Here is a 20,930-nt window from a genome sequence, read left to right as displayed (position 1 = left end):
CCCAAACCATGATTGCAATGACCCTCGCGGAAATCGCGGCCGCGACCTCCGGCACGCTGGTGCTGCGCGGCGACGCGACCGAGGCGACGACCGTGCGCGGCCTCAGTGACACCGATTCGCGCAAGATCACGCCCGGTGACATCTTCTTTGCGAAGCCGGGCGAGGTGACCGACGGCCACCTGTTTGCCCCCGCGGCCGTCGAGAACGGCGCGGCCCTGCTCATCGTCGAACGCGAGCTCGACCTCGACGTGCCGCAGGTCGTCGTGGCCGACACGGTGCTCGCGCTCGGGGCGCTGGCCACCGAGGTGGTCGCGCGAGTGCGCGCCCTCGGCCGCCTGCGCGTCGTCGCGGTCACGGGCTCGAATGGCAAGACGACGACGAAGAACCTATTGCGCGAGATCTTCGCGCGCCGCGGAAACGTGGTCGCGCCGATCGGCTCGTTCAACAACGAGGTCGGCGCGCCCACCACTTTCCTCCAGGTGACCGAAGAGACCGACTGGCTCGTCGCCGAGATGGGCGCGAGCGGCATCGGCCACATCAAACGGCTCGCGAAGATGGCACGGCCCGACGTGGGCATCGTGCTCATGGTGGGCCTCGCGCACGCGGGCGAATTTGGTGGCATCGACAACGTCGAACTGGCGAAGTCGGAGATGATCGAGGCGCTCGGCGCCGACGGGGTCGCCGTGCTCAACGCCGACGACCCGCGCGTCGCTCGCATGGCCGCGAAGGCGCCCGGCCGCGTGGTCTGGTTTGGCCGCGGCTCGAACGCCGAGGTGCACGCCGACGGCGTGAGCGTTGCCGGCGACGGCACCCGCTTCACGCTGCGCGCGCCGGGGGAGGAACCCGAGGAGATTCACTTCCCGGTCATCGGCGAACACCACGTCATGAACGCCCTCGCCGCGGCCGCCGCCGCGCACGTCGAGGGCGTGTCGGCCGCCGAAGTTGCCTCGGTGCTGCGCGAGGTGACGCGGGCCGAGCGCGGGCGCATGGAGGTGCTCACGCGCGAGCCGCTCACGGTGATCAACGACGCCTACAACGCGAACCCGAACTCGATGTCGGCCGCCTTGCGCACGCTCGCGCAAATCGCCGCCGAGGGGCAGCGCACCGTCGCGGTGCTCGGGCCGATGTCGGAGCTCGGCGAATACGCCGTGGCCGAGCACGACAAGCTCGGCGAACTCGCGGTGCGACTCAATATTGACCGAATCGTTGTAGTCGGGCGTGACGCCAGGCCGCTCTACCTCGCCGCGATCGCGCAGGGAAGCTGGAATAATGAGGCGTCGTTTACCGAAGATGCCGACGCCGCGTACGAACTACTGACGAGTGAATTGCGTGACGGCGACCTCGTGCTGGTGAAGTCATCCAATTCCGCAGGGCTCATGAAGCTCGCTGACCGACTCGGAGATTACGTGAAGGGACGTACCTCGTGATTGCAATCCTCATCGCCGGCGCGGTCGGGATGCTGTTCACGCTGACGCTGACGCCGGTGTTCATCCGGCTCTTCAACAAGCTTCGTTGGGGTCAGTACGTTCGCGAGGATGGTCCGAAGGAGCACTACGCGAAGCGCGGCACCCCGACTATGGGCGGCATCGTCTTCGTGCTCGCCACCGTAGTGGCGTACTTCTTCGCGGTGCTCGTCACCCAGACTCAGCCGACGGCCGCGGGCCTGCTCGTGCTGTTCATGATGGTCGGCCACGGGCTCGTCGGCTTCATCGACGACTTCCTCAAGGTGCGCAAGCACCAGTCGCTCGGCCTCGGTGGTTGGCAGAAGATCGCCGGTCAGGTCATCGTCGCGGCGCTGTTCGCCCTCATCGGCCTGCAGGTCACGAACGAACTTGGCGTGCCGCTCATCTCGAGCGAGGTGTCGGTGATTCGCGACACCGGCATCGACTTCATGGCGCTCGGCGTTGTCGCGGGCACGATCCTCGTCGTCATCTGGATCGTCGCGATCACGACCTCCGCCTCGAACGCCGTCAACGTCACCGACGGCCTCGACGGCCTCGCGACGGGGGCGTCGATCTGCGCGATCGGCACCTACGGCATCATCGGTTACTGGCAGTTCAACCAGCTCTGCGGCAGCGACCGCCTCTCGAACCAGGTCGCGGGCGCCTGTTACGAGGTCTACGCGCCGCTCGACATGACGATCGTCGCGGCAGCCATCGTCGGCGCCCTCATCGGCTTCCTCTGGTGGAACACCTCGCCAGCGAAGCTCTTCATGGGTGACACCGGCTCGCTCGCCCTTGGCGGCGCGCTCGCCGCATTCGCAATCATCACCCGCACCGAGCTCCTGCTCGTCATCATCGGCGGCCTCTTCGTCATCGACACCGGCTCGGTCATCGTGCAGCGCCTCTACTTCAAGGTCACTGGCGGCAAGCGCATCTTCCTCATGAGCCCCATCCATCACCACTACGAGCTCAAGGGCTGGGCCGAGCAGACCGTCGTCGTGCGGTTCTGGATCGTCGCGGGACTGTTCGCGGTCGCTGGTCTCGCGATCTTCTACGCCGAATGGTCCCTCGCGAGCGGGATGGTCGAATAGTGAGCGCACGCACTGACGCCCTGACCAGCTGGCACCACGACTGGAGCGGTCTCAAGGTCGCCGTGTTCGGCCTCGGTATGACCGGATTTGCCGTCGCCGACACGCTTGCCGAACTCGGCGCCGAGGTGCTCGTGATTGCGGGCAAACCCGACGAAGACCGCGAGCGCATCCTGCAGGTGCTGAACGTTCCCGTGGTGCTCGCGCCGCAGCAGGATGCGGTGCCGGCCGAACTCGTCGAGTTCGCGCCCGAGCTTGTGGTCACCTCGCCCGGCTATGCGCCGCACCACGCGCTGCTGCGCTGGGCCGAGGAACAGGGGCTGCCGGTGTGGGGCGACATCGAGCTCGCCTGGCGTCTGCGCGACAAGACCGGCACGCCCTCGCAGTGGTTGCTCGTGACTGGCACGAACGGGAAGACCACGACGACGCAGCTCACGGCGCACATGGTCGCCCGCGGCGGCGTGCGCGTCGCACCGGCCGGCAACATCGGCATTCCGGTGCTCGACGCGGTGCGCGACCCCGAAGGCTTCGAGGTGCTCGTCGTCGAAATCTCGAGCTACCAGCTGCATTACACGCACACGGTCTCGCCGTGGGCGGCCGTGGTGCTCAACATTGCTGAGGACCACCTCGACTGGCACGGCAGCTTCGACGCCTACCGCGCGGCCAAGGGACGCGCCTACGACCGTACGCAGCGGGCGTGCGTCTACAACCTCGCCGACCCCGAAACCGAGCGGCTCGTCGAGCAGGCCGACGTCGTCGACGGCGCCCGCGCGATCGGCTTCGGTGTCGACGTGCCCGCGCCGAGCAACTTCGGCGTGGTCGACGGGCTCCTCGTCGACCGAGCGTTCCTCGACGACCGTCGCAACTCGGCGCTCGAGCTCGCGACGCTCGACGACTTGCGCGCCCGCAACCTCGGCGCGCGTCACCTCGTCGAGGACGTGCTCGCGGCCGCCGCGCTCGCCCGGTCCTACGGCATCGAGCCCGCGGCGATTCGCGAGGCGATCACCACGTTCACCCCCGACCAGCACCGCAACGAACTCGTGCTCAACGAGGCGGGCGTCATGTGGGTCGACGACTCGAAGGCGACGAACACGCACGCGGCCGAGGCCTCGCTCTCGGCCTACCGCTCGGTGGTTTGGGTGGTCGGTGGCCTGCTGAAGGGCGTCGACATCTCGCCGCTCGTCGCCGCGCACGCTCCCCGCCTGCGCGCGGCCGTCATCATCGGCGTGGCCCGAGACGCGGTGCGCGAGGCGTTCGAGCAACACGCGCCCACCGTGCCGCTCATTGAGATCGACGTGCGCGAAACTAGTGAGGTCATGCCGGAGGTCGTTCGTCGCGCCGCCGAAGTGGCACAGGACGGCGACACCGTGCTCCTCGCACCGGCGGCCGCGTCAATGGATCAGTTCGACAGTTATGGCGACCGCGGCGACAAGTTCCGCGCGGCAGTAGAGCGCATCGCGCAGGGGGGAGCAGGCCAGGATGCCGCAACCCCAGGCGACGAAGCGTAACGCGACGGGGGCCGCGACGAGCGGTTCCGCCTATCGCATCAAGCTCTTCTCGAGCGAGCACCCCGCGAATCTCAACGCGACGCTGCTGTTCGGCATCGTCGCGGTGCTCGTCGCCTTCGGCCTCATCATGGTGCTGTCGAGCTCGGCCGTTGAGGAGTTCGCGGCCGGCAACACGTTCTCGACGAAGTTCCTCAAGCAACTCGTGTTCGCCGCGGTCGGCCTGCCGTTCATGTGGGTCGCTTCGCGCGTGCCGCTGCAGTTTTGGACGGGCTCGTTCGCGTGGCTTGCGCTCGGCTTCGCGGTCGTCATGCAGGCGCTCGTGTTCACCCCGCTCGGCACCGAAATCAACGGCAACCGCTCGTGGATCGACCTGGGCCCGACCACGGTGCAGCCAGCCGAGTTTGCCAAGGTGGCGCTTGTCATGTGGCTCGGCATGATCATCGCGCGCAAGGGCGACAAGCTCACCCAGCTGAAAGAGGTGGTCGTGCCGATCGGCCTGCCCGTCGGCGTCGTGATCCTGCTCGCGCTGCTCGGCAAAGACCTCGGCACCGTCATGGTGATCGGCGCGCTCGTGCTCGGCGCCCTCTGGTTCGGCGGCCTGCGCGCCCAATACATCGTCGGCGCAACGCTCATCGCCGTCGTGGGCGCCGTGACGATGGCCATCGTCTCGCCCAACCGCGTCGCCCGCATCACGAGCTTCTTCGACGGCTCGTGTGACTACGAGGGCCTGTGCTGGCAGACCTCGCACGGCTTCTTCGCGCTCGCGAGCGGCGGCATCTTCGGCGTCGGGCTCGGCAACTCGACGGCGAAGTGGTCGTGGCTGCCCGAAGCCGACAACGACTTCATCTTCGCGATCATCGGCGAGGAGTTCGGCCTCATCGGCGCCCTCGCGGTCATCATGCTGTTCGCGGCTCTCGCGGTCGTGCTCCTGCGCATCTGGCGCGAAACTGAGAACGTCGCGGGCCGCACGCTCGTCGGTGGCGTACTCGTGTGGTTCATCTTCCAGGCGTTCGTCAACATCGCAGTCGTGCTCGGGCTGCTGCCGGTGCTCGGCGTGCCCCTGCCGCTGCTGAGCTCCGGCGGCTCGGCGCTCATCACCTCGCTCTTCTCAGTCGGCCTCGTGTTGTCGGTCGCGAAGGACAACGCGAAGCGCCAGGCCGCGGCGAACCCCACTCCATCCTCCGGCTCCGCGAGCTCGCGGCCGTCGTCACGAAAGGCACCCAGGTCATGACCACGTACCTGCTTGCGGGCGGCGGCACCGCCGGCCACGTCAATCCGCTGCTCGCCACGGCCGACAGCATCCGCGCCGCGCATCCCGACGCGACCGTGCTCGTGCTCGGCACGAAAGAGGGTCTCGAGACGCGGCTCGTGCCCGAGCGCGGTTACGAGCTGCTCACGATCGACAAGGTACCGTTCCCACGCCGCATTAACGGGGCCGCGGTGAAGTTCCCGGCGCGATTCCAACGCGCCGTGCGCCAGGTGCGCGAGATCATCCGCACCCGCGGGGTGGATGTGGTGGTCGGTTTTGGCGGCTTCGCCTCGACGCCCGCATATGTCGCGGCCCGCAAACGCGTGCCAGTGATCGTGCACGAGGCGAATGCGATCCCCGGGCTTGCCAACCGCCTCGGGGCGAAGTGGGCGGCGGGCGTCGCGGTCGTGTTCCCGAACACCCCGCTCGTGGGCGCGAAGGCCCTCGGCATGCCGCTGCGGCACGAGATTGCCACGCTCGACCGCGAGGCGAGCCGCGACGAGGCGATCGACTACTTCGGCCTCGACGCTGGGCGGCGCACCCTCGTCGTGACGGGCGGTTCGCAGGGCGCGAAGCGCATCAACGAGACGATTCGCGAGCTCGGATCGAAGCTCGTGGGGGAGGCGCACGGCGACGAAAAGTGGCAGGTCGTGCACATTGTCGGCCGCCTCTCGCCGTTCGATGACCCGCAGCTGCCGCACTACCACGTGGTCGAGTACTGCGACCGCATGGAACTCGCCTTCGCAGCGGCCGACTTCATCGTCACCCGCGCCGGCTCCTCGACGGTCTCGGAGCTCTCGGCCGTGGGCCTGCCCGCGCTGTACGTGCCCTACGCGGTCGGCAACGGCGAACAGGCGAAAAACATCGCAACCCTGCTCGAGGCGAACGCCGCGATGGTGATCGCCGACGGCGAGTTTCTGCCGCCACGCGTGGAGGCCGAGCTGCTGCCCGTGTTGGCCGATGCGGCGCGGCGCACCGAGCTTGGACGGCGCGCCGGTGAGCTCGGCGCGCGCGATGCCGCCGAGCAGCTGCTCTCGATGATCGACGCCGCCGTCGCCGACGCGACGCGTGGCGCCCGGGCCTAATTCGGTCGAGCCGACTATCCTGAAACGCTGGCGGCGGCGCGATTCGAGCGTCGCCTTGAAGGAGAAGCACCGTGATTAGCCCCGACGCGAACGCCCAGATTCCCGAGGAGATTCGCCACGCCCACTTCATCGGCATCGGCGGCTCCGGTATGAGCGGCATCGCCAGGATGTTCCTGCAGCGCGGCGTCACCGTCTCGGGCTCCGACCGCTCGGCGAACGACTACACCGAGAAGCTCGCCCAGGCTGGCGCGACCGTGTCGATCGGGCACGACGCCGCGAACCTCGACGAATCGGTCGACACCGTCGTCGTCACCTCGGCGCTCTGGCCCGACAATCCGGAACTCGTGCTGGCACGCGAACGCGGCCTGAACATCCTGCACCGCTCGCAGGCCCTCGTCTGGCTGACGCGCGCGGCTCGCGTGGTCGCCGTCGCGGGTGCCCACGGCAAGACCACGTCGACCGGCATGATCGCGAGCGCCCTGCTCGAGCTCGGGGCCGACCCGAGCTTCGTCAACGGCGGCGTCATCAGCTCGCTCGGCACGAACGAGCACCCCGGCGCCGACCGAGAATTCATCGTCGAGGCCGACGAGTCCGACGGCTCGTTCCTCTTCTACGACACGTCGATCGCCCTCATCACCAACGTCGACAACGACCACCTCGACCACTACGGCACCGAGGAGGCCTTCGAGGCCGCGTTCGTGCAGTTCGCGAACCGCGCGAATGAGGCGGTCATCGTCTCGGGCGACGACCGGCTCGCCGTCGAGATCACCTCGATGCTCGACCACCCGCACGTCGTGCGCTTCGGCGAGGGCGAGGGCAACGACGTTCGCGTCACGAACATCACGACGGCCGACGGCGGGGTCGCATTCGACCTCACCGCCAACGAGATGATCGTGCCCGCGCAGCTCTCAGTGCCCGGTCGCCACAACGCGCTCAACGCCGCGGGCGCCGTTGCGGTGCTGCTGCACCTCGGCTTCACGCTCGAGGCGGCCGTCGCCTCACTGCGCGCCTTCGGCGGCACGAAGCGACGGTTCGACCTTCAGGGCGAGGTCGACGGCGTGCGCGTCTACGACGACTACGCGCACCACCCGGCCGAGGTCGAGGCGGCGCTCTCGGCCGCACGCACCGTCGTCGGCGAGGGCCGCATTATCGCGGTGCACCAGCCACACCTGTTCTCGCGGACGCAGGCCATGAGCGACGTCTTCGCCGAGGTGTACGAGCGACTCGCCGACCACACGATCGTGCTCGACGTCGACGGCGCCCGCGAAGACCCGGTGCCTGGCGTCACCGGCGCGCTCGTCTCCGAGGCGTTCACCGACGCGAGTCTCGTCGAGTACCAGCCCGACTGGGGCGACGCCGCGCAGGCCGTCGCCCGGGTCGCCGAGCCCGGCGACTATGTCATCACCCTCGGTTGCGGCAACGTGTACCGCATCGTGCCGCAGCTGCTCGACGCACTGCGCGAGCGCGACGCAGATGGAAGCGGGCGTGACTAGCGGAACGCCAGAAGAACGGCGCGGCGCGCGCCGTCGCGGGGGCATCGGCGCCGTGTGGCGCGCGAGCCTCGCGCGGCGGCGACACGACCGCGCCGAGGTGCGCCGCTTCACGCGCAAGCGTGCCGCTCGCCGCCGCGGCTGGATCATCGGCCTGGGCTCGTTCGCCCTGCTCATCGCGTTCGTGATCGTCGCCGTGTATACGCCACTCATGAGTGTGCGCACGATCGAGGTGGAGGGCACGTCGCGGCTCGACCCCGCCACGGTGCAGGAGGCGCTCGCACCCCTCGAGGGGCGGCCGCTCGCGCAGGTGTCGAACGCCGAAGTCGAGGCGCTGCTCGAGGAATTCGTGCTCGTGCAGAGCTACACCGTGCAGCGCACGCCGCCCTCGACGCTCGTGGTGCAGCTCGTCGAGCGCGAGCCGATCGGCCGGTACGAGCAGGATGCCGGTGAGGTCGTGGTCGACGCGGCTGGCGTCGTGCTCTGGCAGGTCGGCGGCGAGGACGCGCCCGAGGAAGAACTCACGCTGCCGGTGATGGATGCGGGCGCGCTCGGCTCCGAGGCCTTCCTCGCCGCTGGGCGCGTGTCGCTCGCGCTGCCGAGCGATTTTCGCGCGCAGGTCGCGAAGATCACCGCATCCTCGCCCGAAAACGTCGTACTGCACCTCACGAGCGGCGCGATCGTGACGTGGGGCAGCGCCGAGGACTCGCAGCGCAAGGCGCAGGTGCTCACGTCGTTGATCACGGCGACGCAGGACGTTGGCGTCTCGTCGTACGACGTTTCGAGCCCCGACACGCCGGTCACGCACTAGGCGGAAAGCTTCAACCCAGGGTTGAAGCGATTTGGGTCACCTCGGCAACACGCCCGGCACGCCTGGGGCGCGGGCGCAATCCTCGCTCCTAGGGTTGCTCTCGAAATCCCGCCCATCACGACCACGACAAAGGGGCCGCTCACGTGTCGAACACCAGTGCAGCAACGAACAACTACCTCGCCGTAATCAAGGTCGTCGGCGTTGGTGGCGGTGGCGTGAATGCCGTGAACCGAATGATCGACATCGGTCTGCGCGGCGTCGAGTTCATCGCAATCAACACTGACGCGCAGGCGCTGCTGATGTCGGACGCCGACGTCAAGCTCGACGTCGGCCGCGAACTTACGCGCGGTCTCGGCGCCGGCGCCGACCCCGAAATCGGCCGTCGCGCGGCCGAAGACCACGTTGAGGAGATCGAGGAGGCGCTCACCGGCGCCGACATGGTCTTCGTGACCGCGGGCGAGGGTGGCGGCACGGGCACCGGCGGTGCGCCCGTGGTCGCGCGCATCGCGAAGTCGCTCGGCGCGCTCACCATCGGTGTCGTCACGAAACCGTTCTCGTTCGAAGGCCGTCGCCGCGCAGACCAGGCCGAGCACGGCGTCGCTGCGCTCAAGGAGCAGGTCGACGCGCTCATCGTCGTGCCGAACGACCGCCTGCTCGCGATCAGCGACCGCGGCATCTCGATGCTCGAGGCGTTCGCCACGGCCGACCAGGTGCTCCTCGCCGGTGTGCAGGGCATCACCGACCTCATCACCAACCCGGGTGTGATTAACGTCGACTTCGCCGATGTGAAGTCGGTCATGCAGGGCGCCGGTTCGGCGCTCATGGGTATCGGCACCTCACGGGGCGCCGACCGCTCGGTGAAGGCCGCCGAACTCGCGGTCGCGTCGCCGCTGCTCGAGGCCTCGATTGAGGGCGCGCACGGCGTGCTGCTCTCGGTGCAGGGTGGTTCGAACCTCGGCATGTTCGAAGTCGCCGAGGCGGCGCAGCTCGTGCGTGACGCCGTGCACGAGGGTGCGAACATCATTCTCGGTACTGCGGTCGACGACACCCTCGGCGACGAGGTGCGCGTGACCGTCATTGCCGCGGGCTTCGACGGCGGTGAGCCCCGTCCGCTTGACGAGGCCGAGATCCCGAAGTCGGCGCCGAACCCGCTGCCCTCGCTCGAAGAGGCCACCGCGCGCAACCAGTCGGCGAAGCAGGAGGAGCCGCAGGCCCCGGCCTACGCCTCGACCAACACCTCGAACTCGGCCAACGCGGCAGGCTCGACCGAGCAGCCGGCCGAGCGCAAGCCCGCCGAAGAGGCGGCCCCGCGTCTCGGCGAGAGCCCCGCGTGGTCGACCGCTGAGGCGCCGACCATCTCGCCGCGCCAGACCGAGTCGCCCTATGCCGACGCCTCGTACGGCGAGGACGAGAACGACCTCGACATCCCCGACTTTCTGCGCTAGATCGTCGTGACCACTACGCCCGTTTCGCCCTCGTGGGGGAGCGACGCCGAACTCGCGCACCGTCTCGCGACGGTGCGCGAGCGCATTTCTGACGCCGCGTCGGCAGCCGGCCGCGCGGCCGAAGACATCACGCTCGTCGCCGTCACGAAGTTCCACGACCCCGAGATCGTGCGCGCCCTTGCCGAGCTCGGCGTGCGCGACTTCGGTGAGAACCGACACCCCGAGTCCCGGCTCAAGGCCGAGGTCGCCCACGAGGTGGCCGACGCCCGGCTGCACTTCATCGGCCAGCTGCAGCGCAACAAGGCCCGGCAGGTCGCGCGGTACGCCGACGTCATCGAATCGATCGACCGCGAAGACCTCGTTGATGCCCTCGCGAAGCTCGAAGACGTCACGGTTGACGTGACGATTCAACTGTCGATCGACGGTGACACGAGCCGCGGCGGCGTGCCGCTGCCCAACGCCGAGGCGCTCGCTGAGCGGATCCTCGCGACCCCGACGCTGCGGCTTCGCGGCGTGATGACGGTTGCTCCGATCGGCATGGAGCCCGAAGCCGCGTTCGCGCAGGCGCGCGAAATCTCCGAGCGCATCCGCACCCTCGCGCCCGACGCCGACTGGCTGTCGATGGGAATGTCCCACGACTTCCATTCAGCAATTTCACAGGGAGCAACACACCTGCGAATCGGCGAGGCAATCACCGGAAAACGGCCCGGCGCGCAATAACGTGGAGTAACACCAATCACAGGAGGCAACAATGGCTAACCCCCTTCGCAATGCCATGGTCTACCTCGGCCTCGCCGAGGAGCAGGAAGAGACCACCGCACCGACCGCATCCTCGCGTCCGGCACCGGCGCCGGCACCCGTGCAGACCGACCGCGTCGAGGCGGTGCAGGAGGAAGAGTTCTCGGCGCCCGTGACGCCGATCAAGCCGACGGTGACCCCCGCCCCGGCTCCGAAGCCCTCGACCACAGCAGTTGGAGAGATGAACGAAATCCTGACCGTCCACCCGAAGGCCTACGACAAGGACGCCCAGCTCATCGCCGAGAGCTTCCGCGATGGTGTGCCCGTCATCATGAACCTCTCGCAGATGACCGACGCCGACGCGCGTCGCATCATCGACTTCGCGTCGGGCCTGACGCAGGGGCTCAACGGTCGCATCGAACGCGTTACCAACCGCGTGTTCCTGCTCACCCCCGAGCACGTTAACGTGCACGGCGATGAGCAGCACGTGCGCAACGACGACCCGACCTTCTTCGCGTAGGCGGTCCGGCTTCGGCCTCCAGGTGTGATCACCTCGGCGGTGCACCGAATACGGTGCGCCGCCGATGGCTGTTTTCCGGGAGCCTGGCAGAATAACTAGGTGGTCGCTCGCTCGACCGATTGAATCTCAAAGAAAGCGCGCCCCCTTTGGCTCTCATTGGCACGATCCTGCTGATCGCCCTGCAGCTCTATAACTTCGTCATGTGGGCGCGGCTCATTCTCGATTGGGTCGTCGTGCTCGTGCCGAGTTTCCGACCGCGCGGCTTCGTGCTCTTGCTCGCCGAATTCGTGTACACGCTGACCGATCCGCCGCTGAAGTTCGTGCGCCGCTGGATCAAGCCGGTGCGTGTTGGCCCCGTCGCGCTCGACCTCGCGTGGATCGTCGTCATCATTGCGCTGAGCGTGCTGTCGATCGTCGTGCGGAGCATCTTCTTCTAAGACTCGCTCGCTATCGTGGACGGGTTCACCGCTATGGAATGTGACGAACGTGGCACAAGTACCGTAGTGTGATCGGTACCAAACTTCTTGTCGAAACGAAAGGGTCGGAAATGGCACTGACTCCGGAAGACGTGGTCAATAAGCGTTTTCAGCAGACGAAGTTCCGTGAGGGATACGACCAGGACGAAGTAGACGACTTCCTTGACGAGGTTGTCGTAGAACTGCGTCGCCTGATCGCCGAGAACGACGAACTCCGCACCGAAAACGAGCGACTGCAGTCGGAGGGTGCGTCCGCGCCCGCTGCGGCAGCGCAGACCCAGCCCGAAGCACCTGCCGAGCCCGAGGCCGAAGCGCCCGAGGCACCGGCCGAGCCCGAGGCACCCGCAGCCCCGGCGCCCGCAGCGCAGGTTGCGCCGGCCGCGACAGCTCCCGCCGCCGCAGTCGCGGGTGGCGAAGACGAAGCCGCCTCGAGCTCCTCGCTCCTCGCCCTCGCCCGTCGCCTGCACGACGAGCACGTTGCCGAAGGTACGCGCACCCGCGACCAGCTCATCAAGGAAGCCGAGACGAAGGCGTCGAAGCTCGTTGCCGACGCTGAGGCCGAGGCGCAGAAGCGCAAGAGCGACGCCGAGGCTGCCGCGAGCAAGCTCACGCAGGAGGCCGAGGCCGCCGCGACCAAGCGCACGCAGGAATCGCAGACCAACGCGAACCGCCTCGTGAGCGAGGCCGAGAACAAGGCGAAGACGCTGATCACGAACGCGGAGACCCGCGAGCGTGAGATCACGACGAACCTTGAGAACACGAAGACCCGACTCGAGGAGCGCATCGAAGAGCTGCGCGGCTTCGAGGCGAGCTACCGCACACAGCTGCGCAGCTACATCGAGGGTCAGCTCGAAGAGTTCACTGCTTCGAGCAACGAGTTCGACGGTGGCGAGGCGAAGAACTAACACCGCGTGAGCGACGCATCCCCCGAACGGCGAGTCCGGCCAGGAGTCCTTGCACTCCTGGCCGGCATCGCTGTTGTCTGGTTTTCCCTTGACCAATTCACGAAGCACCTCGTCGAAACGAATCTGACCGAGGGTGAAGTCGTGCCGGTGCTCGGCAACGTCTTGCAGTGGTACTTCGTGCGCAACCCCGGCGCGGCGTTCTCGATGATCGCCGACATGACCTGGATCCTCACGATCGTGGCCACCGCGGTGGTCGTCGTGATCGTGGTGCTGGCCCGGCGCATCCAGTCGAAGTGGTGGGCGCTCGTGTTCGGCCTCGTGCTCGGCGGCGCGCTCGGCAACCTGTTTGATCGCCTGTTTCGACCACCGTCGTTTGGCGAGGGGCACGTCGTCGACTTCATCTCGACGCCATGGATGATGCCGGCGATCTATAACGTCGCCGACATCGGCGTCGTCGTGGGCATGTGCCTGTTTGTGCTGCTCACGATTCTCGACGTCGGCCTCGACGGTCGCCGCCGCAAGCGGGGCGATGACGAGCCGGCCGATGACGCCGAGGCGACGCCCGACGAAAGCGCGCGGGCCTAGCCATGGAATCACGGATGCTGCCGGTACCCGACGGCCTCGACGGCGAGCGGGTGGATGCCGGAGTCTCGAAGCTCCTCGGCCTGAGCCGTTCGCGAGTGGCCGCGATCGCCGATGGGGGAACGGTTCGCCTTGACGGCCGCGTCGTCGGCAAGTCGGACCGCCTCCGGGCCGGCGCGATGCTCGACGTCGAGTGGGAGCCCGAGCGGCCCCTGGAGGTCGAGCCGATCGACGTGCCCGAGCTCGAGATCGTGCACGACGAGGCGAGCTTCGTCGTCGTCATGAAGCCGGTCGGCGTTGCCGCACATCCCTCGGTGGGGTGGACCGGCCCAACCGTGCTTGGCGCGCTCGCCGCTGCCGGCTTCCGCATTTCGACTTCGGGGCAGCCGGAGCGCCAGGGCATCGTGCACCGCCTCGACGTCGGCACGAGCGGCCTCATGGTCGTCGCGAAGACCGAGCGTGCCTACTCGGTGCTCAAGCAGGCTTTCCGCGATCGCACGGTCGACAAGACGTATCACGCGGTCGTGCAGGGTCTGCTCGACCCGCTCTCGGGCACGATTGACGCGCCGATCGGCCGGCATCCCGGCTCGAGCTGGAAGTTCGCGGTGGTCGCCGGCGGCAAGCCTTCGATCACCCACTACGAGACGCTCGAGGCGTTCCGTCGCGGCTCGCTCATCGAAGTGCACCTAGAGACCGGCCGCACCCACCAGATCCGCGTGCACATGTCGGCCCAGCACCACCCGTGCATGGGCGACCCGCTCTACGGCGGCGACCCGAAGCTCGCCGCGGCCCTCGGCCTCGAGCGGCAGTGGCTGCACGCCGTGAAGCTTGGTTTTGAGCATCCCGAGCGCGGCGGCTACGTTGAATTCAGCTCGGAGTATCCGGCCGATCTGCAACACGCCCTGGAACTCTTGCGGGCGGGTAAGCCCGAGTAGACTCGAGGCTTCGCGAGAGCTTGGAGGAACACACCGTGGCGGCAACAGACTCGTTCGTTCACCTGCACAATCACACCGAGTATTCGATGCTCGACGGTGCGGCGAAGATCGAGGACATGATCAAACGCGCGGCCGAACTCGGCATGCCGGCGATCGCGACCACTGACCACGGCAACATGTTCTCGGCGTACGAGTTCTTCCGTACCGCGAAGCGCTACGACATCAAGCCGATCATCGGCACCGAGGCGTACCTCACCCCGGGCACGCACCGCTCCGACCGCTCGCGCGTGCGCTGGGGCAACGGTGGCGGTGACGACGTCTCAGGTGGTGGCGCGTACACGCACATGACGATGCTGTCCGAGACCACCGAGGGCATGCACAACCTGTTCCGGCTCTCGTCCTACGCCTCCATCGAGGGGCAGTACTTCAAGCCGCGCATGGACCGCGAGCTGCTGCAGCGCTATGCGAAGGGCATCATTGCGACGACGGGCTGCCCTTCCGGCGAGGTGCAGACGCGCCTGCGGCTCGGGCAGTGGGATGCGGCGGTCGAGGCCGCGGGCGAGTTCCGCGACATCTTCGGCAAGGACAACTTCTTCCTCGAGTTCATGGACCACGGGGTTGGCGTTGAGCGCCGCGTGCGCGAGGACCTGCTGAAGCTGCGCGATCACCTGGGCCTGCCCATGGTGATCACGAACGACCTCCACTACACGCACAAGGAAGACGCCGTCGCGCACTCGGCGCTGCTCTGCGTGCAGTCGGGCGCGACGCTCGACGACCCGAATCGCTTCAAGTTTGATGGCGAGGGGTACTACCTCAAGACCGCCGAGGAGATGCGGCACCAGTTCCGCGAGTTCCCCGAGGGCTGCGACAACACCCTCCTCATCGCCGAGCGCTGCACCGCTGCGTTCGACGAAGAAGCGAACTACATGCCCGCCTTCCCGGTGCCCGAGGGGGAGACCGAGGCGACGTGGTTCGTGAAGGAGGTCGACCGTGGCCTGCACTACCGCTACGGCGACACGATCCCCGACGATGTGCGCAAGCAGGCCGACTACGAGATCGGCATCATCACCCAGATGGGCTTCCCCGGCTACTTCCTCGTCGTCGCCGACTACATCCAGTGGGCGAAGGAGAACGGCGTGCGCGTCGGCCCCGGTCGTGGTTCGGGCGCCGGCTCGATGTGCGCCTACGCGATGCGCATCACCGACCTCGACCCGCTGCAGCACGGCCTTATCTTCGAGCGCTTCCTCAACCCCGACCGCGTCTCGATGCCCGACTTCGATATCGACTTCGATGACCGCCGCCGCTCCGAGGTGATCCACTACGTCACCGAGAAGTACGGCGACGAGTACGTCGCGCAGATCGTCACGTACGGGACGATCAAGTCGAAGCAGGCGCTCAAGGACGCCTCGCGCGTGCTCGGCTACCCGTTCTCGGTGGGCGACCAGCTCACGAAGGCGATGCCCGAGGCGATCATGGGCAAGGACATCCCGCTCGCCGGTGTCTACGACACGGCGCACCCACGCTACAAGGAGGCGGGGGAGATGCGTGCCGTCATCGAATCGAACCCCGACTTCCAGAAGGCGTTCGAGACGGCGAAGGGCATTGAGGGCCTGAAGCGCCAGTGGGGCGTGCACGCGGCCGGCGTGATCATGTCCTCGCATCCGATCATCGACGTGATCCCGCTCATGAAGCGCGAGCAGGATGGCCAGATCGTCACGCAGTTCGACTACCCCTCGTGCGAGTCGCTCGGCCTGATCAAGATGGACTTCCTCGGACTGCGCAACCTCACGATCATCTCGGATGCGCTCGAGAACATCACGCAGAACCGCGGCGAGACGATCGACCTCGAGACGCTCGAGCTCACCGACAAGGCGACCTACGAGCTGCTGAGCCGCGGCGACACGCTCGGCGTGTTCCAGCTCGATGGCAACGGCCTGCGCTCGCTGCTGCGCCTCATGCGCCCCGACAACTTCGACGACGTCTCGGCGACGATCGCGCTCTACCGCCCCGGCCCCATGGGCGCGAATTCGCACACGAACTACGCGATGCGCAAGAACGGCCAGCAGCCGATCACGCCGATCCACCCCGAGCTCGAAGAGCCGCTCGCCGACATCCTCTCGGAGTCCTACGGCCTCATCATCTACCAGGAGCAGGTGATGGCGATCGCGCAGAAGGTCGCGGGCTACACCCTCGGCCAGGCCGACCTGCTGCGTCGCGCGATGGGTAAGAAGAAGAAGTCCGAGCTCGACAAGCAGTTCGCGATCTTCTCGGAGGGCATGAACAAGAGCGGCTTCTCGGACGCCGCCGTGCAGGCGCTCTGGGATATCCTGCTGCCGTTCTCGGACTACGCGTTCAACAAGGCCCACTCGGCCGCCTACGGCGTCATTTCGTACTGGACCGCATTTCTCAAGACCCACTACGCGCCCGAGTACATGGCCGGTCTGCTCACCTCGGTTGGCGACTCGCGCGACAAGCTCGCCGAGTACCTCAACGAGTGCCGCCGCATGCGCATCCAGGTGCTGCAGCCCGACGTGAACGAGTCGACCCTGCGCTTCCGCGCCGTCGGCCACGACATCCGCTTCGGCCTCGGCGCCGTGCGCAACGTGGGCGAGCAGGTCGTGGCCGAGATCATCAAGGCACGCGAGGAACAGGGCGACTTCACGTCGTTCCACGACTTCCTCAAGAAGGTGCCGATCTCGGTCGCGAACAAGCGCACCGTCGAGTCGCTCATCAAAGCCGGCGCGTTCGACACGATGGGCCCGACCCGCCGCGCGCTGCTCGAGATTCACGACGATGCGATCGACGCCGCCGTGAGCCGCAAGCGCAACGAGGCCCACGGTCAGGTCGACCTCTTCGCCGGGCTCATGGAGTTCGAGGAAGAGGAACAGGTGGTGCCCGAGCGCCCCGAGTTCACTCGCAAGGACAAGCTCGCCTTCGAGCGCGACATGCTCGGCCTCTACGTCTCCGACCACCCGCTCAAGGGCCTGGAGGTTGAGCTCTCGAAGCTCTCGGCCACGCCGATCCTCGACCTCGTCGGCGACACCGACGTGCGCGACGGCGAACAGGTGCAGATCGCCGGGCTCATCACGACGGTGCAGCACCGCGTGGCCCGCAATTCCGGTAACCCGTACGGGCTCGTATCGATCGAGGACTTCGGCGGCGAGATTACCATCATGTTCCTTGGCAAGACCTACCTCGAGTACCGCGATCAGCTCGAGAGCGACACGATCGCCGTGATTCGCGGCCGGGCGCAGCACCGCGACGATGGCATCAACATCACGGCGCAGGGCATCACGGTGCCGCACTTGTCGGTCGGCGACAACCCGCCGCTTACCCTGACGCTGCCCGACGTGCGCGCGACCGAGACGCTTGTGACCGAGCTCGACGAACTGCTGCGCCGTAATTCGGGCGAGTCCGAGGTGCGCCTGCACCTCGAGACCCAGCAATCGGTGCGCATGTTCGAGCTGCCGCACCGGGTGTCGCTCGGCTCGGCGATCTACTCGGAGCTCGCCGCGCTGCTCGGCCCCGGCTCGGTCAGCTAGTCGCGCAGTTCACTCGGTGCGGGGGACCCCGCGCGCGTCACTAGACTGGAGGTCACTATGATCCAGCTCATTGATCTGCGCGGTCGCGACCTTTCGGTCGCGCAGCTGCGCGCTGCCCTGCCCCGCCCCGAGGTCGACGTGAGCCGTGCGCTCGCCGGCGCGACCCAGCTCATCCAGGACGTGCGCGAGCATGGGGCGGATGCGCTGCGCGAGCAGGCCGAAAAGTTCGACGGGGTGCGCCCCGAGCACATCCGGGTGCCGCAGGCGGCGATCGACGAGGCCGTCGCGGGGCTGGATGCGCAGGTGCGGGCCGGACTCGACGAGATGATTCGCCGCGTGCGCCTCGGTTCGGCAGCCCAGGTGCCGCCGCCCGCCCGCACCGAACTCGCGAGCGGGGCGGTCGTCGAGCAGCGCTGGCAGCCGGTCGACCGCGTCGGGCTCTACGTGCCCGGCGGCAAGGCCGTGTACCCCTCGAGCGTCGTCATGAACGTCGTGCCCGCCCAGGCGGCCGGCGTGCCGTCGATTGCGCTCGCTTCGCCGGCGCAGGCCGAGTTCGGCGGACTGCCGCACCCGACCATCCTCGCGGCCGCGGGCATCCTCGGCGTCACCGAGGTCTACGCGATGGGTGGCGCGGGCGCGATCGGCGCGCTCGCCTACGGCGTTGCCGAGCTCGACCTTGAGCCGGTCAACGTCATCACCGGCCCGGGCAACGTCTGGGTCGCGGCCGCGAAGCGCGCCGTGAGCGCGCAAGTGGGCATCGATGCGGAGGCTGGCCCCACCGAGATCCTGATCATCGCCGACGAGACCGCGCGGCCGCAGCTCGTGGCCGCCGACCTGCTGAGCCAGGCCGAGCACGACGAGCTGGCTGCGGCCGTGCTCGTCACCGACAGCCAGGCTTTCGCCGACGCCGTCGCATCCGAACTCGAGGCGCTCGCGGCGGCGACCAGGCACGCCGAGCGCGTGCAGATCTCGCTTTCGGGCCAGCAGTCGGCGATCGTGCTCGTCGACGACATCGCCGCCGCCTGCGCCGTGTCGAACGTGTACGGCCCCGAGCACCTCGAGATCCACACCGCCGACGACGACGCGACGCTGCGTGGCATCACGAACGCCGGCGCGATCTTCCTCGGCCCTAACTCGCCCGTGCCGCTCGGCGACTACATCGCCGGATCGAATCACGTGCTGCCCACGGGTGGCCAGTCGGCACACTCGGCGGGGCTCGGCGCCTACACGTTCCTGCGCGCCCAGCAGATCATTCGCTACGACGCCGCGGCGCTCGCCGACGTGGCCGACCGCCTCAGCGCGGTGGCGCTCGCGGAGGATCTGCCGGCACACGCCGCGTCGGTCACCGCCCGCGCGACGACGGGGGAGTAGCGCCGTGCACTGTCCGTTCTGCCGCCACCCCGATTCGCGGGTCATCGACTCGCGCACAACCGACGACGGCTACGCGATCCGCCGGCGTCGTCAGTGCCCGAACTGCAATCGCCGCTTTTCGACGCTCGAGACCGCGAGCCTCAGCGTCATCAAGCGCTCCGGCGTGGCCGAGTCATTCTCGCGCGACAAGGTAATGTCGGGCGTGCGCAAGGCATGCCAGGGTCGACCCGTCACCGACGCCGACCTCGCGCAGCTTGCGCAGAAGGTCGAGGAGACGATTCGGCAGTCGGGCGCCTCGCAGGTCGAGGCGAACGAGATCGGCCTCGCGATCCTCCCGTTCCTGCGCGAGCTCGACGACATTGCCTACCTCCGCTTCGCGAGCGTCTATCAGGGCTTTGCCTCGCTGAGCGACTTCGAGCAGGCGATCGAACACCTCAAGCACGACGACATCGTGCCGAAGTACTCCGACGAGACCGTCGACGGCGAGCCGCTCGACCACTCCGAATAGCGAAGGAACCCCAGTGCTGCTGCAGCTCGCCCGGGCCGGTTACCGTGTCGTCTTCAATTGCGTGTTCCGGCGCATGGATGCCGAGAAGGCCCACCACGTCGGGGCCTCGGTGATTCGCTGGATCGGCTCGGTGCCGCCGCTCGCGGCCGTGCTCGGGCGCTTCACCCGGCCGGATGCGCGGCTGCGCACGAGCGCGCTCGGCCTCGAGTTTCCCTCGCCATTCGGCCTGGCCGCCGGTTTCGACAAGAACGCCGACATGGTCGACGGTCTCGCGGCGCTCGGCTTTGGCCACGTCGAGGTGGGCACCGTGACGCCGCTCGCGCAGCCGGGCAATCCGAAGCCGCGCATGTACCGGTTGCCGCGCGACCGCGGCCTCATCAACCGCATGGGTTTCAACAACGACGGCGCGGAGGGGGCCGCGGCCTCGCTGCGTGCGCGCCGCAACCGGAGTGCCATCGTCGGCGTGAACATTGGGAAGAACAAGCTGACGCGCGACGAGGATGCCGTCGCCGACTACGTTGCCGCGGCGAAGTCCGTGCGCGACGAGGCCGACTACCTCGTGATCAACGTGTCGTCGCCGAACACTCCTGGCCTGCGCGGCCTGCAGGAGCTCGATGCGCTCGAGCCGATCCTGCGCGAGACGCTGGACGCGGCCGAGGGGGTACCGCTGCTCGTGAAGATCGCGCCCGACCTCGAGAACGACGCGATTCAGCGCATCGGCGAACTCGTGCGCCGGGTCGGCCTTGCGGGCGTCGTCGCGACAAACACGACGATCTCGCGCGATGGGCTGCGGGCCTCGGCGCGCGTTGTCGAGGCGTACGGCGCTGGCGGACTCTCGGGCGCGCCGCTCGCGGGCCGCTCCCTCGAGGTGCTGCGGCTCGTGCGCGCGGCGCTCGGCGACGACCTCTGCGTCATCTCGGTCGGCGGCGTCACCGGCGCGGGCGACGTGCGCGCCCGGCTCGATGCCGGCGCCACGCTCGTGCAGGGGTACACGGCGTTCCTCTACGAGGGGCCGATGTGGGCCGCGGCGATTAACCGCGAGCTGACGCGCTAATGACTGTGCCGCCGCGTGGCCCCAACAGTTGTGGGCGGCGTGATGTGCGGTGCGGCATCCGCTGACTCGGTCGAGTGACCCTCGTTCACGTGGAGTGGCGCGCTCAGCGACAAGTGGCGCGATCCTGCTCGCGCCAGTTGTCGCTGAGCGCGCCATTGCCGTGGCTGCGGCGAGACGCAGG

Annotated in this window: 18 protein-coding genes; all 18 read left to right on the top strand. The window is 68.0% G+C overall.

From position 1 onward, the window contains the following. The first annotated feature begins 8 nt into the window (after positions 1–8). Positions 9–1,427, top strand: a complete 1,419-nt coding sequence (locus M3M28_RS07395) for a UDP-N-acetylmuramoyl-tripeptide--D-alanyl-D-alanine ligase (protein ID WP_249385862.1) — start codon at positions 9–11, stop codon at positions 1,425–1,427. Beyond that, a complete protein-coding gene (mraY, locus tag M3M28_RS07390) occupies positions 1,424–2,533 on the top strand; it encodes a phospho-N-acetylmuramoyl-pentapeptide-transferase (RefSeq protein WP_249385861.1) in 1,110 nt (369 codons plus the stop codon). Before M3M28_RS07395 ends, mraY begins: the two co-directional genes overlap by 4 nt. Next, entirely contained in the window at positions 2,503–4,038 is a 1,536-nt protein-coding gene (murD, locus tag M3M28_RS07385) for a UDP-N-acetylmuramoyl-L-alanine--D-glutamate ligase (protein WP_431193833.1), read from the top strand. The genes mraY and murD overlap by 31 nt, the downstream gene beginning before the upstream one ends. Then, positions 4,010–5,269: a putative lipid II flippase FtsW gene (gene ftsW, locus M3M28_RS07380; RefSeq protein ID WP_249385859.1), complete on the top strand. Its 1,260-nt coding sequence runs from the start codon at positions 4,010–4,012 to the stop codon at positions 5,267–5,269. The genes murD and ftsW overlap by 29 nt, the downstream gene beginning before the upstream one ends. After that, positions 5,266–6,372, top strand: a complete 1,107-nt coding sequence (locus tag M3M28_RS07375) for a UDP-N-acetylglucosamine--N-acetylmuramyl-(pentapeptide) pyrophosphoryl-undecaprenol N-acetylglucosamine transferase (protein WP_249385858.1) — start codon at positions 5,266–5,268, stop codon at positions 6,370–6,372. The genes ftsW and M3M28_RS07375 overlap by 4 nt, the downstream gene beginning before the upstream one ends. 71 nt (positions 6,373–6,443) lie before the next feature. Beyond that, complete coding sequence (gene murC, locus M3M28_RS07370; RefSeq protein WP_249385857.1) at positions 6,444–7,865, top strand: UDP-N-acetylmuramate--L-alanine ligase; 1,422 nt, start codon at positions 6,444–6,446, stop codon at positions 7,863–7,865. Beyond that, positions 7,858–8,673: an FtsQ-type POTRA domain-containing protein gene (locus tag M3M28_RS07365; RefSeq protein WP_249385856.1), complete on the top strand. Its 816-nt coding sequence runs from the start codon at positions 7,858–7,860 to the stop codon at positions 8,671–8,673. Before murC ends, M3M28_RS07365 begins: the two co-directional genes overlap by 8 nt. Before the next feature lie 143 nt (positions 8,674–8,816). Continuing rightward, on the top strand, positions 8,817–10,118 hold the full coding sequence (ftsZ, locus tag M3M28_RS07360; RefSeq protein WP_249385855.1) for a cell division protein FtsZ: 1,302 nt from the start codon (positions 8,817–8,819) through the stop codon (positions 10,116–10,118). A 6-nt stretch (positions 10,119–10,124) separates the two neighbouring features. After that, complete coding sequence (locus M3M28_RS07355; RefSeq protein ID WP_249385854.1) at positions 10,125–10,838, top strand: YggS family pyridoxal phosphate-dependent enzyme; 714 nt, start codon at positions 10,125–10,127, stop codon at positions 10,836–10,838. A gap of 31 nt (positions 10,839–10,869) precedes the next feature. After that, positions 10,870–11,376, top strand: a complete 507-nt coding sequence (locus tag M3M28_RS07350; RefSeq protein ID WP_249385853.1) for a cell division protein SepF — start codon at positions 10,870–10,872, stop codon at positions 11,374–11,376. 146 nt (positions 11,377–11,522) lie between these two features. After that, entirely contained in the window at positions 11,523–11,813 is a 291-nt protein-coding gene (locus M3M28_RS07345; protein WP_125105760.1) for a YggT family protein, read from the top strand. A 110-nt stretch (positions 11,814–11,923) separates the two neighbouring features. After that, positions 11,924–12,757 carry a DivIVA domain-containing protein gene (locus tag M3M28_RS07340; protein ID WP_249385852.1) on the top strand — a complete coding sequence of 278 codons (834 nt, stop codon included), beginning with the start codon at positions 11,924–11,926 and terminating at the stop codon, positions 12,755–12,757. Between the two features lie 6 nt (positions 12,758–12,763). Continuing rightward, on the top strand, positions 12,764–13,342 hold the full coding sequence (gene lspA / locus M3M28_RS07335; RefSeq protein ID WP_249385851.1) for a signal peptidase II: 579 nt from the start codon (positions 12,764–12,766) through the stop codon (positions 13,340–13,342). 2 nt (positions 13,343–13,344) lie between these two features. Then, a complete protein-coding gene (locus M3M28_RS07330; RefSeq protein ID WP_249385850.1) occupies positions 13,345–14,274 on the top strand; it encodes an RluA family pseudouridine synthase in 930 nt (309 codons plus the stop codon). Between the two features lie 86 nt (positions 14,275–14,360). After that, entirely contained in the window at positions 14,361–17,816 is a 3,456-nt protein-coding gene (gene dnaE, locus M3M28_RS07325) for a DNA polymerase III subunit alpha (RefSeq protein ID WP_249388017.1), read from the top strand. A gap of 57 nt (positions 17,817–17,873) precedes the next feature. Next, positions 17,874–19,187 (top strand): histidinol dehydrogenase, encoded by a 1,314-nt coding sequence (gene hisD / locus M3M28_RS07320; RefSeq protein ID WP_249385849.1) that lies wholly within the window; start codon positions 17,874–17,876, stop codon positions 19,185–19,187. Positions 19,188–19,191: 4 nt separating this feature from the next. Further along, positions 19,192–19,695 (top strand): transcriptional regulator NrdR, encoded by a 504-nt coding sequence (gene nrdR, locus M3M28_RS07315; RefSeq protein WP_249385848.1) that lies wholly within the window; start codon positions 19,192–19,194, stop codon positions 19,693–19,695. Between the two features lie 73 nt (positions 19,696–19,768). Further along, positions 19,769–20,749 (top strand): quinone-dependent dihydroorotate dehydrogenase, encoded by a 981-nt coding sequence (locus tag M3M28_RS07310; RefSeq protein WP_249388016.1) that lies wholly within the window; start codon positions 19,769–19,771, stop codon positions 20,747–20,749. Positions 20,750–20,930: the final 181 nt, after the last annotated feature.

Source organism: Gulosibacter sediminis, assembly GCF_023370115.1.
In the GTDB taxonomy this organism is placed as follows: Bacteria; Actinomycetota; Actinomycetes; order Actinomycetales; family Microbacteriaceae; genus Gulosibacter; species Gulosibacter sediminis_A.
This window is presented reverse-complemented; position numbering and strand designations above follow the sequence as displayed.